Raw genomic sequence first — 14,110 nt, 5'->3', positions numbered from 1 at the left:
AGAGCACGGAAAAAGACTCTATGTTCTTTTATTGTTCCCTCGTTAGATTTTTCCTACAATGCCGCTATGGAAGGCCCCGCAGGCGACAGGCTGCTCTACCCCTATGAGGCGTTCAAGATTCGCGGCATCGCGCCCGAGCATCGGGCGCTAATATTCAACTACCTGCGGGTGACGGGCATGAAGCTCGGTCTACTTGTGAATTTCGGCGCTGCGCCAAAAGTTGAGATTGAGCGCTTCGCGCTCTGACTTGCCTTTCCGTGCTCTTTCCGTGTCTTCCGTGGTTCCTACGTCTTCTTCTTCGCGTCCATCAGGGCGGCGAAGCGTTCGAAGAGGTAGAGCGAGTCCGTGGGGCCGGGGGAGGCTTCGGGGTGGTGCTGGACGCCGAACACCGGGCGGTCTTTCAGGGCGATGCCGGCGTTGGTGCCGTCGAACAGTGAGATGTGGGTCTCCACCACGGGCTCGGGCAGGCTCGCGCGGTCGACCGTGAAGCCGTGGTTCATCGAGACGATCTCCACCTTGCCGGTGGTCAGATCCTTCACCGGATGGTTCGCCCCGTGGTGGCCCTGGTCCATCTTCACCGTCGTGGCGCCCAGGGCCAGGGACAGCATCTGGTGGCCCAGGCAGATGCCGAACACCGGCGTGCCGGACCCGATCAGCTTGCGGATCTCGGGAACAGCATAGACGCCGGTCGCCGCCGGATCGCCCGGTCCGTTGGACAGTAGCACCCCGTCCGGCCTGCGCGCCAGGATGTCCGCCGCCGAGGTCGAGGCCGGAACGACGGTAACGCGCGCGCCCACACTGGCCAGCGCGCGCAAGATGTTGCGTTTGACGCCATAGTCGACGACCACCACCTCGTACTTCGGACCGCCAGTCTTGGGCAGAGGGGGCCGCGCGTAACCGTCGGGCCAGGACCACAGGCCCTCGTCCCAGACGAACGGCTGCAGGCAGGTGGCGTCCTTGGCCAGGTCCAGGCCCTCGAGTCCTGACCAAGCCTTCGCCTTGGCGATCAGGGCGTCCAGATCGAACCGGCCCCCAGGCGAATGGGCGATCACCGCGTGCGGCATGCCGTGCTCGCGGATCGTCAGCGTCAGGGCGCGGGTGTCAACACCGGCCAGGCCCACCACGCCGCGCCGCGTCATCCAGGTGGCCAGATCGCTGTCGGCGCGCCAGTTCGCCGGGACGGTCGGCCGGTCGCGGAAGATCGCGCCGCGGGCCGCTGTCTGGGCAGAGCCGGACATCTGCTCCAGGTCTTCGCCATTGGTCCCGGTGTTGCCGATGTGCGGGAAGGTGAAGGCGACGATCTGGGCCATGTAGGAGGGGTCCGTCAGGATCTCCTGATAGCCGGTCATGGCGGTGTTGAAGCAGACCTCGCCCAACGCCTCGCCGACCGAGCCGACGCCAACGCCCTGCAGCACCGTCCCGTCCGCCAGCGCCAGAACGCCGGTGCAGCCGGGCAGCAGATCACGGCTCATGACGGCGACTCCTTTTGGGCAAACGGCCGCGTAGTTAGTGAGTCCCGTCCTGGCGGTCAATGTGCGCATATCGCACGCGGATGAAGCCAGGAGCACCCCTGATGCGCGACGCCTACATCGACCCGGATCGCCAGGCCTGGGAGATCTTCAAATCCCTGCCGAGCGATCAGCCGGTCCAGATGCTCAACCTGGTCCGGGTAAAGCCGAGGGCGGACTACCCGGCCGACCACCCCGACCACGGCAAGGACCTTTCCGGCCTCGACGCCTACCGCGCCTATGGCCGCACCACCGCGCCCATCTTCGCCCGCGTCGGCGGCCGGCAGGTCTGGGCCGGCAAGCCGCAGGTGATGGTCACCGGACCGTCTGACGAAGCCTGGGATCTGGCCTTCATCGCCGAATATCCGACTTCCGGCGCCTTCATCGAGATGGTCCGCGATCCGGAGTACCGTGAATTCGTCAAGCACCGCATCGCCGGCGTGGCGGATTCGCGCCTGTTGCGCCTGGCCCCCGTCACGCCGGGCGAAGGATTCGGCGAATAGGCCGTTTTCGAGGGAAACTTGGCATTTCGCGCAAGGTCGCGAGGCGCCAGGATCGCGCCATGCTGATCCTCAAGCCCAACTGCGAATGCTGCGACCGCGACCTGTCGCCCGACAGCGCCGAGGCGCGCATCTGCAGCTTCGAGTGCACCTTCTGCGCCGACTGCGTGACGACCCGCCTGGGCGGCGCCTGCCCCAACTGCGGTGGCGACTTCGCCGTCCGGCCCGGCCGCCCAGCCGCGCTGCTGGCGAAATTTCCGGCTTCCGCCGTGCGCGTGGTCAAGCCGCACACGGCCTGCGCCGCCTAGCTCCCGAACATTTGCCGGTCGCGCTGCTTCTGGGAGCCCTGCGCATAGCACGTGGCCCACCAGATCGGCGCGGCGTCGCCGGGCTTCCACAGCTTGATCACCTCCGGCGCCTTTCCAGCCGCCTCCAGGGCGTTCATGTTGGCGCGGAAGTGCAGGTGGTCGAACATCCGCAGGGCCTCGATCGCATAGGCCGTGGCGATCTTGCTGTCGCTGATCTGGATCAGGTGGTCGCCGTTCTCCTTCTCCCCGCCGGCCGCCAGGTTGGACGAGCCGGTGAACAGCTTGGCGGTGGGCTGGTTGAAGTCGGTGACGATGAACTTGTGGTGCAGGGTGATGCCGCCGCCGCCGCCCCACTCGGTCTTGAACGGCTCGGGGGCCTTGTCCTTCAGATAGGCGAACGAAACCAGGCCGTCGGAGCCGTCCGGCTTCTTCACCACCAGCCCGCCGGCCTTGTCCACCACGCCATAGCTGAACAGCGGCTTGCCGATCAGCCGGTCCAACGCCTGCCGGACCGGGCCGCTGGCGTCCATGTTAAGGAACGCCACCGAGTAGAGCACCGAGGAGGTCGCCTGATCAATGGCTCCCGCCACCGGCCCCAGCGACAGCGCCTCGCCGTCCAGGTGCGGCGAGAAGCAGACCTTGATCGTCGGTCCCGCGGTCGGGGTGACCACATGCCAGGTCCTGGCGAAGGGATCGTGGCTCAGCGCCTCGGGGTCGGCGAAGGCCAGTTCGAACATCTGGGCGAACAGTCCGGCGACCCCCGGCTCGCTGAACACCAAAAGGTTGTTGGCCTGGATATAGAGGCCGCGAAACGAGAAGTTGGTCGAGCCGCAAAGCACCTTGACCGCCTGGCCAGCCTTGCGCGCGATCAGCACCTTGTTGTGCTGCAGCCGCCGGAAATTCATCCGCCGCACGGGCACGCCGAGGCCGGTGAGCGCCGCCGCCGCGGTGTCCTCCGCCGCGCCTGCGCCCGTGTGGGTGGCGGAGTCGTCGATGATCGCCCGGAGCGCGCCGGGCCGGGCCGCCACCTGCTTCAGCTTGGCCAGGATGTCGGGCTCGTTGAAGTCGTAGGCCAGGATGTCGAGGCTCATGCCCGGATCGGCGATCACCTCATTGAGGACGCCGTTCAGCAGTTCCAGCGCCTCAAACCCGAGCCAGGTGTAGGCGTCGGTCGCCGGCTTCGCGAACGCTAGACCGACCTTCGCCGGGGTCGGGATCAAGGTCTTCGCGATCGCGCCATATTTGTCGTTGAAGGCCTGGGAGGAGGCAAAGTTGCGGGTGAAGCCTACGTCCAGCACCCCGTCGTAGGTCACCGGCTCGAGCGCGATCTCGACCAGGACGCTATCCCCGCGAACCAGGGCGCCCGGCGCGCCGTGCATCATGGTGACGCGATAGCTGTAGGTTCCCAGCTGCGGGTCGTAGGGGAAATGGATCCAGCGAAAGGTCTGGAACGGCGCCTCGGTCGAGGGGAAGGCGCGCAGGCCGGTCACCATCTGGGCCGGATAGTCGAAGGCGATGCGGTTGCGCAGCGGCGAGGCGTCGGGCGCGCCGGGCGACCTGACCTCGATGGCGAACCCCAGGAAATCCAGCCCCGGATCGGTCACGTCCATGGCCAGCAGGCACATGCGCTCGCCTCGCCGGGCGACCACCGTCAGTGACCCCGATGACGCCCGGCTCTCGAAATCCGACATGCGTCCCTCCTGTCTGAAGGCGACAACCTAAGCGCGCGTCGTGGCGGATTGGCAACCAATGCTCCAGGCATTTCGACGGCCGCGCCGGCCTCTGCTATGAGCCGGCCATGCGGATCACGACGGTCGGTCTCGATGCCGACGACACGCTCTGGCACAACGAGACGATCTTCCGGCTGACCCAGGACCGGTTCCGCGCCCTTATGGCCGACGTCGCGGCGCCACAGGTGCTCGACGCCCGCCTGGCCGCGGTCGAGCGGCGCAACCTGGCGCTCTACGGCTATGGCGTGAAGGGCTTCACCCTGTCGCTGATCGAGACCGCCATGGAGCTGACCGGCGGCGAGCCGCCCGGCCGCATCGTCGCCGACATCCTGGCCGCCGGGCGCGAGATGCTGGGCCATCCGGTCGAGCCCTTGCCGGGTGTCATCCACGCCCTGGCCGAACTTTCGAAGGGCTATCGCCTGGTGCTGATCACCAAGGGCGACCTCCTGCATCAGGAACAGAAACTCGCCGCCTCGGGCCTCGGCGACCTGTTCACCGCGGTGGAGATTGTCAGCGAGAAGGACGCCGCAACCTACGAAACCGTCTTCGCCCGCCACGGGACCGGCGCCGCGGAGGCCGCCATGTGCGGCAACTCCCTGCGCTCCGACATCCTGCCGGCGCTGAAGGCCGGCGCCTTCGCGGCCCACATCCCCTATCCGCTGACCTGGGCGCACGAGATGGCCGAGGCGCCAGCCGGCCACCCGAGATTCGCCGAGCTGCCTTCGATCACGCACTTGCCGGACTGGGTGAAGGGTCTGGGGTAACCCATCGTCGCTAGGGCGTCGGCCACTTGCGCTGAGGCGCGATGCTGACGGCCCGCTTCAGGTGGCCGGCCCAGCGCCGCGCGGCCGCCAGCAGGGAGGTGGCCATCACCACCAGGAAGATCAGCAACCAGAAGAGTTCGCCGCGCCCGTAGGCCGCGGAGCGCGCGTCGTCCGGCGTGCGGCCGCCCAGCATCCGCGAAACGCCAAAGATCTCCCAGGCGCCGATGGCCGCCAGGGTCACCAGGAGCGCGCCCGCCAGGCGCAGCCACATCGTCAAGCGCCGATCCCCCGTTGAAACGTGGCGCGAACCACGCCCGACCATCGGCCGCGCCGGCGCCGGCGTCAAATCCGGTGGATGCTTTCGCCAGTTAGCTTGCCGCCGCCGCCGCGGTGCGCCTTATCCTTGCACCCGTGCGCTTCGACGAACATTTCCTTGACGAGATCAAGTCTCGCCTTCGCCCTTCCGACGTGATCGGCAAGACGGTGAAGCTGCGCCGGCAGGGCCGTGAGTTCGTCGGCCTCTCGCCGTTCACCAAGGAAAAGACCCCGTCGTTCTACGTCAACGACGACAAGGGCCAGTTCTTCGATTTCTCATCGGGCAAGACCGGCGACATCATTTCGTTCCTGCAGGAGAGCGAGCGGCTCAGCTTTGTCGAGGCGGTCGAGCGGCTGGCCGCCGAGGCCGGCGTGCCCTTGCCCGCCCTGGACCCGCGCGCCGTCGAGCAGGAAAAGGTCCGCCAGAGCCTGTCGGACTGGCTGGAGCTGGCCGCCCAGTGGTTCGAGGCCGAACTTCGCCGTCCGGTCGGGCGCGAGGCGCGCGCCTATCTGGAACAGCGCGGCCTGCCACAGGCCGACTGGGGCCGCTTCCGCCTGGGCTTCTCGCCCCCTGGAAGGGCCGCGCTCAAGGACTATCTGATCGCCAAGGGCGCGCGCCCCGCCGAGCTGGTTGAGGCCGGCCTCTTGATCGCGCCGGAGGATGGCGGCGCGCCCTATGACCGCTTCCGGGACCGGATCATCTTCCCGATCGCCGACGGGCGCGGCCGGGTGGTGTCGTTCGGCGGCCGGGCGATGGATCCCCAGGCCCGCGCCAAATACCTGAACGGTCCGGAGACCTCGGTCTTCCACAAGGGCCGCCAGCTCTACGGCCTGGCTGAGGCGCGCAAGATCATCGCCGCCACGCCCGCCTCGGCGAACGGGTCCGGAGAGGCGCTGCCGCTGGCGGTGGTCGAGGGCTACATGGACGCCATCGCCTGCCATCGCGCCGGCATCCCGGCCGTGGCGTCGATGGGCACGGCGCTCGGCGAGGAGCAGATGGAGCTGCTCTGGCGCCATCATCCCGAGCCGACGCTGAGCTTCGACGGCGACCGGGCCGGCCGCCAGGCCGCCGCGCGCCTGATGGACCGCGCCCTGCCGCTGCTGAAACCCGGCAAGAGCTTCCAGTTCGCCATCGTCGAGGGCGCCAAGGATCCCGACGAGGTGCTGCGCGAGCAGGGTCCGGCCGCGCTCAGGGCTCAGCTGGCCCGCGCCACGCCCTTCGCCGAGGCGCTGTTCATCCGCGAGCGCGACGCCGAGCCCTTTGACACGCCGGAACGCAAGACGGCGCTCAAATCCCGCCTGCGAAAGCTCGCCGCCACAATCGCCGATCCGGACCTGGCCAGGGCCTACAAGGAGGACCTGCTGGGCCGCTTCGAGCAGCTGTGGCCGACCCGGGAGCCGGTCTATACCGTCGGGGCGGCGGCCCGCGAGATGTCGCGCGCCCGCTGGGACAAGCGCCGCGGCGGCCCCTCGCAGGCCCCCTCGACGCCCCAGGCCCGCGACGCCAGCCGCCGGCTGCGCGCCTCGCCCCGCCCACTGGCTGCGGCCCTGGCGCTGGCCGCCGTGCGCGACCCCGGCGTCATCGACGACATGATCGAACAGGTCGGCGCCCGCGGCTTCGGCGACGAGAAGCTGGACGCCCTGGCCCAGGCGTTGGTGGGCCTGCGCTACGAGGCCGACGGCCTGGAATTCGACGCCGCTCTGCGTCACCTCGACGCCCGCGGCTTCGGCGCCCCGATGATGGCGTTGCTGGAACAGGACGCTCGCCGAGCCGGGGTCAGCGCCCCCTTCCTGCAGGCCACGGGCGCCCGCGCCCGCGAGCTCTGGCGCCAGGCCTATGACCTGCTGATGGAGCTGGAGAGCCTGGAGCGCGCTGTCGAGACCGCCGCCCGCGATCTCGACCGCGACCATGACTCATCGACCCTGATCAGCTTGAAGGCCGACCGCGATTTCAAACGCCGCCTGATCAACAGCGACTGGTCGAACCCAGACGACGACCACCCGGTCCTGCCGCACTGACCCGGCGTTCAGCGCCGTTCGCGGGCGTGGAAGATGCGGGTGACAAAGACTTCATTCTCTGACGCCCGGTAACGGAAAACATAGCCGTCACGTCCAAATGACACGAAGACTTCACGCAACCCTCCGCGGTCGAGTGGCCGACCTCGGCGTGGCAACTCACCCAGCGAATCCAGCGCCGAAACCAGCGCCGCGCGGGCTCGCGCGGCGACGACGGCGGTCCTGGGGGCCAGGAATTCGGGCAGGCGCGCAAGATCGCGTTGCGCTGAAGCCGATAGCCGGACGCGCAACGTTGCGGACGCCTGGCTAGATGGACCTTCATGGCGGCGTCGAAGACCGCGAGGCCTTCGTCCACGGAATAGGAGACGCCCGTGCGGTCGTAGTCCTCAAGGATGCGAATGTCCTCGGCCCAGTCATCGTCCTGCGAAGCTTCGGCCAGACCTTCCCGGATCAGAACTTGAAGAAAGTCGTCCACGCTTTGCCCGGCAGCCTCGGCCGCGTCCTTGAGCCGCCTGGCGGTCTCGTCGTCGAGCTTCAGGGTGAGGTCGCCGTCGGCCATGGTCGCAGACTTGCTCCGCCGCCGGCCGCCGTCAACCGGGGCCTTACGCGTCGCTCAGCGCGCTTGCGGTGACCTTCACCGTCCTCCGCGCCCGGACGACCTTGACACGGGACCCCTTCGACGCCATCTGCGGCCCTGCGGATTTAGCGCGCTAATGACAGACATTGATCGGGCCGTCGCGAACTTCGGGCGCGCCCCTCGCCAGAGTTGATGATGTCTCCCTCGATGCGTGGTGATCCCAGTGGTCGCGCCTGTTCCCCGCCCGGTCTCGGGCGGCGGTATCGGATGACGCCACGCGCGCCGCGGGGGGAAACCTCCGGGGGCGATTGCGCGTGGCGGGGTCTGGACGGACGGAGCGCGACGCACTGACGCACCTTGATTTTGTACGGAACAAACTTGCTGGCGAGGGGTCGTAGAGATACGGCGTTTCCATCGCCCAGCCGCCGCAAACCCTCTTCGGCCCCCGTTTTGCATGGGGTTGGACGCCGATTTCGGAGACCTCGATGAGCACCACCACCGCCGAAGCCGAAGCGCCGGAGACCACTGGGGGCGACGGTCCGCTCCTCGACCTGACCGACGCTGCGGTCAAGAAGTTCATCAAGCAGGCCAAGGCCCGCGGCTACGTCACCATGGACGAGCTGAACAAGGTGCTGCCGTCCGAAGAGGTCACCTCCGAGGCCATCGAGGACACCTTGGCGATGCTCAGCGAGATGGGCGTCAATGTGGTCGAGGCCGAGGAGGACGCCGAGGGCGGCGGCGATGTGGCCGTGCGCGAAGAGACCGCGGTGGTCGAGACCGCCAAGGAAGCCGCCTATGACCGCACCGACGACCCGGTGCGCATGTACCTGCGCGAGATGGGCTCGGTGGAGCTGCTGTCGCGTGAGGGCGAGATCGCCATCGCCAAGCGCATCGAGGCCGGCCGCGACACCATGATCCGCGGCCTGTGCGAGAGCGCGCTGACCTTCGAGGCGATTATGGTGTGGCGCGACGAGCTGGGCTCGGGTCGCATCCTGCTGCGCGAGGTGATCGATCTCGAACAGACCTATGGCGGCATCAACGCCGCGGCGGCCGAGGAACTGGCGGCCAATGCCCCCCCTCCGTCCGAGGTCGTCGAGGAGGCCCCCGAGCTTAACGAAGACGGCGAGGTCATCGCCAAGAGCGACGACGACGACGACTTCGACGACGGCGCGGGTCCCACCATCAGCGCCATGGAAGGCGAACTGCGCGAAGGGGTGATGATCACCCTCGACGCGATCGCCGCCGAATTCGAAAGCTTCCGGCTGCTGCAGGAAAAGCTGGTGGGCCAGCGCCTGAAGGGCGCCGACCTCTCCGACAAGGACCGCCAAGCCTACATCGCGGCCTCCAGCGCCATCGTGCTGCACCTGAAGACCCTGAAGCTCAACAACAACCGCATCGAAGCCCTGGTCGAGCAGCTCTATGCCATCAACAAGCGCCTGATGGGGCTGGAAGGCCGGCTGCTGCGGCTGGCCGACAGCTACGGCATCAGCCGCACCGAGTTCCTGAAGGCCTATTTCGGCTCTGAACTGCGGCCGGACTGGACCGATCAGGTCAAGGCGCTGGGCGTGCGCTGGACCAAGTTTTCCGAGAATGACAACGGTCAGATCGGCGACATCCGCACCGAGATCGCCGCCCTGGCCACCGAGACCGGCGTGCCGATCGACGACTATCGCCGCATCGTTCAGACGGTGCAGAAGGGCGAGCGTGAAGCCCGCCAGGCCAAGAAGGAAATGGTCGAGGCCAACCTGCGCCTGGTTATCTCCATCGCCAAGAAATACACCAACCGGGGTCTGCAGTTCCTTGATCTTATTCAGGAAGGCAACATCGGTCTGATGAAGGCGGTCGACAAGTTCGAGTACCGCCGGGGCTACAAGTTTTCGACATACGCTACATGGTGGATCAGGCAGGCGATCACCCGCTCGATCGCCGACCAGGCCCGCACCATCCGCATCCCGGTGCACATGATCGAGACGATCAACAAGATCGTGCGGACCTCGCGCCAGATGCTGCACGAGATCGGCCGCGAGCCGACGCCGGAGGAACTGGCCGAAAAACTGGCCATGCCCCTGGAAAAGGTCCGCAAGGTGCTGAAGATCGCCAAGGAGCCGATCAGCCTTGAAACCCCCATCGGCGATGAGGAAGACAGCCACCTGGGCGACTTCATCGAAGACAAGAACGCCATCCTGCCGATCGACGCGGCGATTCAGTCCAACCTGCGCGAGACCACGACGCGGGTGCTGGCGTCGCTGACGCCGCGCGAAGAACGCGTGCTGCGCATGCGCTTCGGCATCGGCATGAACACCGACCACACGCTGGAAGAAGTCGGTCAGCAGTTCAGCGTCACCCGCGAACGCATCCGCCAGATCGAAGCCAAGGCGCTGCGCAAGCTGAAGCACCCCAGCCGCAGCCGCAAGTTGCGCAGCTTCCTCGACAGTTGACGCCGCGCGGCGGCGCTGAATCTCGACGATGACCCCATGCGGCCACGGCCGCGGGGGCCGCGGGCGTGACCCCGGCCGAATCGCGGCGGATGTCATCGTGGCGCCTTACGACCGGACAGGCTCCGACCTGGAACCGAGGCGGCGTCGTTGGCCAGAGGCGCGCATCAGGCGCTCAGCGCCAGCCGTAGTTGAAGCTTATCGATATCCGGTCCGTCCTGGCCCGGTTGGCCGGCACCTCGTGACGCAGCCAGCTCTCCCACATCAGCACCGTTCCCGCCTGCGGCGTCAGGTAGACAAAGGCCCGGGTCGCCTCCGCGGCGTCGGCGCGGCGGGGCGGGGCGGCCATCATCAGGGGCAGGCGGGGATCTTCCAGCTTCAGCGCGCTCGTCCCCTTCGGCGTGGCCACATAGACCGTGCCGGAGATCACGCTGTGGGGATGGACGTGACCCGAGTGCGTCGCGCCCGGCTTGAGAATGTTGACCCACAGGCTGTCGAGCTTGAGGCGCCCGCCGCGCAGGTCGAACGCCAGGTCCTGGGCGAACGCTCGCACGTGCCGATCCAGTTTCGTCTTCAGCTCGCCGAACACGCTGGCGCGGGTCGGAAGGTCGTCCAGCGAGGCGTAGGAGGTGTAGCCGCCATAGCCGTTGGCGCGGCACCAGGCGCGGCCGGCGGCGTCCTCGTCGGCCAGCATGCGGCAGGCGTCCTGCAAGTCCGACCTGAAATTTTCGAAACTCCGGTCCGTGCTAAGCGACGCCTCATAGACCGGAGTGGGAAATAGCTGCCGCGTCGCCATTCGTCGGCGCTAGCCGGCTGAGGGCCAATTGTCAAAAGTCCGGGGCGTCTGGCGCTTGGACAAAACGTCCGTTAGAAATTTGTCAAAGACGAACCTGCCGATCTCGCGGCGGGGATATGGGGAGCGAACAATGATCAGGACTATGGTTGCACTGGCTCTGGCTGGCGCGGTTCTCGGCGGTCAGGCCCAGGCGGCGGCCGTCACGCCACCCGCGGCGGCGCCAGCCAAGGCCAAGCCCGCGGCCAGGGCGCACGCCATGGCCTATCGCGCGCCGCGCGGGGCCGACGGCAAGCACCCTGATCTTAACGGCGTCTGGCAGGTGATGAACGCCGCCAACTGGAATATCGAGCCGCATGCGGCGTCGGCGGCGCTGCAGATGCGGCCCGGTCCCGTCGTGCCGGTGCCGGCCAAGGACGTGGTCGCCCTGGGCGCGGTCGGATCGGTGCCGGCCGGTCTTGGCGTCGTCGAAGGCGGGACCATTCCCTACACCCCCGCCGCGCTGAAGCAGCGCGACGCCAACAGGGCCGACTGGATCCACAGGGACCCCGAGATCAAGTGCTACCTGCCGGGCGTGCCGCGCGCCAACTACATGGCCCTGCCGTTCCAGATCTTCCAGTCGGAGTCGGCCACACTGATCGCCTATGAATACGCCGGTGCGGTGCGCAACATTCAGTTCAAGGATCCCGGCCCCGCCCCGATCGACAGCTGGATGGGCCAGTCCGTCGGCCATTGGGAAGGCGACACCCTGGTGGTCGTGGTCACCGGAATGCTTGATTCCACCTGGTTCGACCGTGCGGGCAACTTCCATTCCGGCGACATGAAGGTCGTTGAACGCTGGACGCCGACCGCCCCCGGGGTGATGCGCTACGAGGCCGAAATCACTGATCCGGCTACCTTCACCCGTCCCTGGAAGATGAGCATGAACCTCTACAAGCACGTCGGCGAAGACGCCCGTCTGCAACAGTTCAAGTGCGTCGAATTCGTCGAGGAACTGATGTACGGTCATCTGCGAAAAGAACCGTTGAAGTAGCCACCACACCCGCCCTGTCGTCCCGCGCTGCCGCCGGAAGCGGTCGCCCGGAACGATGCAAGACATCAGCATCCGTCGCTGGAGACGCTCCATGAATTTCCGCCGCTTTGTTCTCCCCACCGTGATTTCCGCGGGCCTTCTGACCGCCGCGGCGCTCGGCGTGCAGCAGGCTTCGGCCCATCACGCCTTCGCCGCCGAGTTCGACGGCAAGTCGCCCGTGCTGCTGCGCGGCAAGGTGACGAAGGTGGAGTGGATCAACCCGCACGCCTGGGTCCACGTCAATGTGGTCGCCGACGGCAAGGATACCGAATGGATGGTCGAGGGCGGTACGCCCAACACCCTGCTGCGCGCCGGCATCGACCGGAATTCGCTGAAGCCCGGCACCGAGATCGTCGTCCGCGGCTACCAGTCGAAGGACAAGGCCTGCACGCCGGTCTGCAAGGCCAACGGCCGCGATGTGACCTTCCCGGATGGCCGCAAGCTGTTCATGGGCTCCTCCGGGACGGGCGCGCCGAAGGACGGCGCCGACGCCACCGAGGCGCCAAAGTAGGTCAGACCTCGATAGCCGGAAGGGGGAGCCTCGCGGCTCCCTTTTTCGTATCCACCTGTCTGTTGCCGCTGGGCAACGCAAAAGCGGTCGGCCTGGGGTATGCCTTGGTCACCGACACCTCGGGGGACGTATCCTTGATACGCGCATTCCTGGTCTGGCTGCAGACCGAGCTTGGCAAGGGCGCCGGCGAAACCGCCCAGTCCTGGAGCGAGGCGCTCCTCGGGTCGCTGAACTTCTGGGGGCTGCTCGAGGGCAGCCACCTGATCGGACTGATGCTGTTCGCCGGGACAATTCTGGTCGTCGATCTGCGGTTGCTGGGGGTCACGTTCCGCCGTACGCCGGTCTCGGTGGTGAGCGACACGATCCTGCCGCTGACCATCTTCGGCTTCATCTTCGTGGTCATCACCGGGATGGGCTTGTTCTTCGCCAAACCATTGTTCTATTACCATAATATCTGGTTCCGAGTGAAGATGATCATGCTGGCGATCGCCCTGATCAACATCCTGATCTTCCACAGCCGCATCCAGCGGACCCAGGGATCGTGGGATTCCGACGCCCTGCCACCGGCGGGGGCGCGGGCGGCTGCGGCGCTGTCGCTGAGCGCCTGGCTGGTGGTCATCACCTTCGGCCGGCTGATCGCCTATGACTGGTTTGAGTGCGGCAAGCCGCAGCCGGCGTTCATCAACTGGGCGGAGGAATGCAAGGCTTCTGAAAAGGGCGCTGTCGCCCTTGCCGGGGCGCGCCCATGAGCCTGAATCTCGAGCACTTCATTCCCCAGGCAAGGCCCTGGGTAGAGGGTCTGGCGAGCGCCTTCCCAGGCAAGTTCGTAAAGCCGCAGTTCGCCTGGTGGGAGGTGGCTCACGTCCTTTCACTGATCACCCTTGGCGGCACGACGATCCTGATGAACCTGCGCCTGATCGGCGTCGGACTGACCCAGGAGCCGCCGTCGGAACTCTACCGCAGCCTGCGCGGCTGGCAGAACCTCGGCGTGATTGGCATCGTCGTCACCGGCATCCTGATCGGCTCGGCCAACGCCGAGCGGCTCTACGACAGCGCCGCCTTCATCGTGAAGATGCTGGCGCTGATCGCCGGGATCCTCCTGACCTATGGCGCCTCGCGGCCCGTCGCCCGCGACGACGGCGCGGTGGGGTTGGCGCCGAAGATCTGGTTGGTCCTGGGCGGGACGGTGTTCCTGCTGGGCCTGTGGGTGTTCGCCACCTCCGAGCTGATCAATCCGGGGGTTTTCCACATCATCACCGCGGCGGCGTTCATCGTGCTGTTCGCCGTCAAGGGGCGCGCCCGGTGGGTCTATCTCGGCGTCTTGATCCCGCTGATCGTGGTGCAGTTCGTCTGGACCCACATCGTCGTCAGGGCCGACGACTATGCGCACCTGACACCGGTCAACAAGACCTTCGCGGTGATCTTCGCGGCGTGGATCGTCGGCGTGGCGCTGGTCCAGCTGTTCCGTGCGGGTCGGGGCGAGACGGGTGGGCCCCTGACCCGGATCATCGGCTATGTCACTATCCTGGTCTGGGTGATGGGCGCCGCGGCCGGCCGCTGGATCGCCTTCGCCTGATATCG

At 67.1% G+C, this 14,110-nt stretch carries 16 protein-coding genes; 11 read left to right on the top strand and 5 right to left on the bottom strand.

The annotated features are described in order from the left end of the window. Positions 1-66 precede the first annotated feature (66 nt). Positions 67-246: a GxxExxY protein gene (locus tag RMN86_RS16775; protein WP_309607004.1), complete on the top strand. Its 180-nt coding sequence runs from the start codon at positions 67-69 to the stop codon at positions 244-246. Between the two features lie 38 nt (positions 247-284). On the opposite strand, the gene carA is transcribed toward RMN86_RS16775, so the two are convergent. Then, the gene (carA, locus tag RMN86_RS16770; protein ID WP_309607003.1) at positions 285-1,472 is read right to left on the bottom strand and encodes a glutamine-hydrolyzing carbamoyl-phosphate synthase small subunit; all 1,188 of its coding nucleotides are present in this window, start codon (positions 1,470-1,472) and stop codon (positions 285-287) included. A 101-nt stretch (positions 1,473-1,573) separates the two neighbouring features. Between carA and RMN86_RS16765 the strand changes: the two genes are divergently transcribed. Together RMN86_RS16765 and RMN86_RS16760 are read left to right on the top strand one after the other, a co-directional pair. Continuing rightward, entirely contained in the window at positions 1,574-2,011 is a 438-nt protein-coding gene (locus RMN86_RS16765; protein ID WP_309607002.1) for a DUF1330 domain-containing protein, read from the top strand. 59 nt (positions 2,012-2,070) lie between these two features. Further along, positions 2,071-2,316: a DUF1272 domain-containing protein gene (locus RMN86_RS16760; protein WP_309607001.1), complete on the top strand. Its 246-nt coding sequence runs from the start codon at positions 2,071-2,073 to the stop codon at positions 2,314-2,316. On the opposite strand, the gene RMN86_RS16755 is transcribed toward RMN86_RS16760, so the two are convergent. Beyond that, positions 2,313-4,007, bottom strand: coding sequence for a phospholipase D-like domain-containing protein (locus RMN86_RS16755; protein ID WP_309607000.1), 1,695 nt, complete (start codon positions 4,005-4,007; stop codon positions 2,313-2,315). The genes RMN86_RS16760 and RMN86_RS16755 overlap by 4 nt on opposite strands. A 107-nt stretch (positions 4,008-4,114) precedes the next feature. Between RMN86_RS16755 and RMN86_RS16750 the strand changes: the two genes are divergently transcribed. Beyond that, positions 4,115-4,810: an HAD family hydrolase gene (locus tag RMN86_RS16750; protein WP_309606999.1), complete on the top strand. Its 696-nt coding sequence runs from the start codon at positions 4,115-4,117 to the stop codon at positions 4,808-4,810. Positions 4,811-4,820: 10 nt separating this feature from the next. On the opposite strand, the gene RMN86_RS16745 is transcribed toward RMN86_RS16750, so the two are convergent. Beyond that, positions 4,821-5,087 (bottom strand): hypothetical protein, encoded by a 267-nt coding sequence (locus RMN86_RS16745; protein WP_309606998.1) that lies wholly within the window; start codon positions 5,085-5,087, stop codon positions 4,821-4,823. 134 nt (positions 5,088-5,221) lie between these two features. On the opposite strand from RMN86_RS16745, the gene dnaG reads away from it, so the two are divergent. Then, entirely contained in the window at positions 5,222-7,144 is a 1,923-nt protein-coding gene (gene dnaG, locus RMN86_RS16740) for a DNA primase (RefSeq protein ID WP_309606997.1), read from the top strand. 8 nt (positions 7,145-7,152) lie between these two features. Here dnaG and RMN86_RS18190 read toward each other — a convergent pair whose 3' ends face one another. Next, a complete protein-coding gene (locus tag RMN86_RS18190; protein ID WP_405041359.1) occupies positions 7,153-7,431 on the bottom strand; it encodes a type II toxin-antitoxin system RelE/ParE family toxin in 279 nt (92 codons plus the stop codon). Between the two features lie 20 nt (positions 7,432-7,451). On the opposite strand from RMN86_RS18190, the gene RMN86_RS18185 reads away from it, so the two are divergent. Together RMN86_RS18185 and rpoD are read left to right on the top strand one after the other, a co-directional pair. Continuing rightward, positions 7,452-7,772 (top strand): hypothetical protein, encoded by a 321-nt coding sequence (locus RMN86_RS18185; RefSeq protein WP_405041358.1) that lies wholly within the window; start codon positions 7,452-7,454, stop codon positions 7,770-7,772. Between the two features lie 431 nt (positions 7,773-8,203). Beyond that, a complete protein-coding gene (rpoD, locus tag RMN86_RS16730; RefSeq protein ID WP_309606995.1) occupies positions 8,204-10,156 on the top strand; it encodes an RNA polymerase sigma factor RpoD in 1,953 nt (650 codons plus the stop codon). A gap of 172 nt (positions 10,157-10,328) precedes the next feature. Here rpoD and RMN86_RS16725 read toward each other — a convergent pair whose 3' ends face one another. After that, positions 10,329-10,949 carry a TIGR02466 family protein gene (locus RMN86_RS16725; protein ID WP_309606994.1) on the bottom strand — a complete coding sequence of 207 codons (621 nt, stop codon included), beginning with the start codon at positions 10,947-10,949 and terminating at the stop codon, positions 10,329-10,331. Positions 10,950-11,079: 130 nt separating this feature from the next. Here RMN86_RS16725 and RMN86_RS16720 point away from each other — a divergent pair, with 130 nt between their 5' ends. From RMN86_RS16720 to RMN86_RS16705, 4 genes are all read left to right on the top strand, one after another. After that, the gene (locus RMN86_RS16720) at positions 11,080-11,979 is read left to right on the top strand and encodes a hypothetical protein (protein WP_309606993.1); all 900 of its coding nucleotides are present in this window, start codon (positions 11,080-11,082) and stop codon (positions 11,977-11,979) included. A gap of 91 nt (positions 11,980-12,070) precedes the next feature. Next, on the top strand, positions 12,071-12,529 hold the full coding sequence (locus RMN86_RS16715) for a DUF6152 family protein (RefSeq protein WP_309606992.1): 459 nt from the start codon (positions 12,071-12,073) through the stop codon (positions 12,527-12,529). A 134-nt stretch (positions 12,530-12,663) separates the two neighbouring features. Continuing rightward, positions 12,664-13,278: a DUF6644 family protein gene (locus RMN86_RS16710; protein WP_309606991.1), complete on the top strand. Its 615-nt coding sequence runs from the start codon at positions 12,664-12,666 to the stop codon at positions 13,276-13,278. After that, positions 13,275-14,105, top strand: coding sequence for a DUF6644 family protein (locus RMN86_RS16705; protein WP_309606990.1), 831 nt, complete (start codon positions 13,275-13,277; stop codon positions 14,103-14,105). Before RMN86_RS16710 ends, RMN86_RS16705 begins: the two co-directional genes overlap by 4 nt. Positions 14,106-14,110: the final 5 nt, after the last annotated feature.

This window comes from Phenylobacterium sp. (assembly GCF_031360265.1).
In the GTDB taxonomy this organism is placed as follows: Bacteria; Pseudomonadota; Alphaproteobacteria; order Caulobacterales; family Caulobacteraceae; genus Phenylobacterium.
The sequence above is the reverse complement of the archived record's forward strand: the minus strand, read 5'-3'. Positions and strand labels throughout refer to the sequence as shown.

What these genes read in the sequence shown, in the direction of transcription:
- RMN86_RS16715 (WP_309606992.1), top strand. Translation starts at nt 12,071, where the DNA reads ATGAATTTCCGCCGCTTTGTTCTCCCCACCGTGATTTCCGCGGGCCTT.
- RMN86_RS16760 (WP_309607001.1), top strand. Translation starts at nt 2,071, where the DNA reads ATGCTGATCCTCAAGCCCAACTGCGAATGCTGCGACCGCGACCTGTCG.
- RMN86_RS16765 (WP_309607002.1), top strand. Translation starts at nt 1,574, where the DNA reads ATGCGCGACGCCTACATCGACCCGGATCGCCAGGCCTGGGAGATCTTC.
- RMN86_RS16725 (WP_309606994.1), bottom strand. Translation starts at nt 10,949, where the DNA reads ATGGCGACGCGGCAGCTATTTCCCACTCCGGTCTATGAGGCGTCGCTT.
- RMN86_RS16705 (WP_309606990.1), top strand. Translation starts at nt 13,275, where the DNA reads ATGAGCCTGAATCTCGAGCACTTCATTCCCCAGGCAAGGCCCTGGGTA.
- RMN86_RS16775 (WP_309607004.1), top strand. Translation starts at nt 67, where the DNA reads ATGGAAGGCCCCGCAGGCGACAGGCTGCTCTACCCCTATGAGGCGTTC.
- rpoD (WP_309606995.1), top strand. Translation starts at nt 8,204, where the DNA reads ATGAGCACCACCACCGCCGAAGCCGAAGCGCCGGAGACCACTGGGGGC.
- RMN86_RS18185 (WP_405041358.1), top strand. Translation starts at nt 7,452, where the DNA reads ATGGACCTTCATGGCGGCGTCGAAGACCGCGAGGCCTTCGTCCACGGA.
- RMN86_RS16750 (WP_309606999.1), top strand. Translation starts at nt 4,115, where the DNA reads ATGCGGATCACGACGGTCGGTCTCGATGCCGACGACACGCTCTGGCAC.
- RMN86_RS16755 (WP_309607000.1), bottom strand. Translation starts at nt 4,007, where the DNA reads ATGTCGGATTTCGAGAGCCGGGCGTCATCGGGGTCACTGACGGTGGTC.
- RMN86_RS16720 (WP_309606993.1), top strand. Translation starts at nt 11,080, where the DNA reads ATGATCAGGACTATGGTTGCACTGGCTCTGGCTGGCGCGGTTCTCGGC.
- carA (WP_309607003.1), bottom strand. Translation starts at nt 1,472, where the DNA reads ATGAGCCGTGATCTGCTGCCCGGCTGCACCGGCGTTCTGGCGCTGGCG.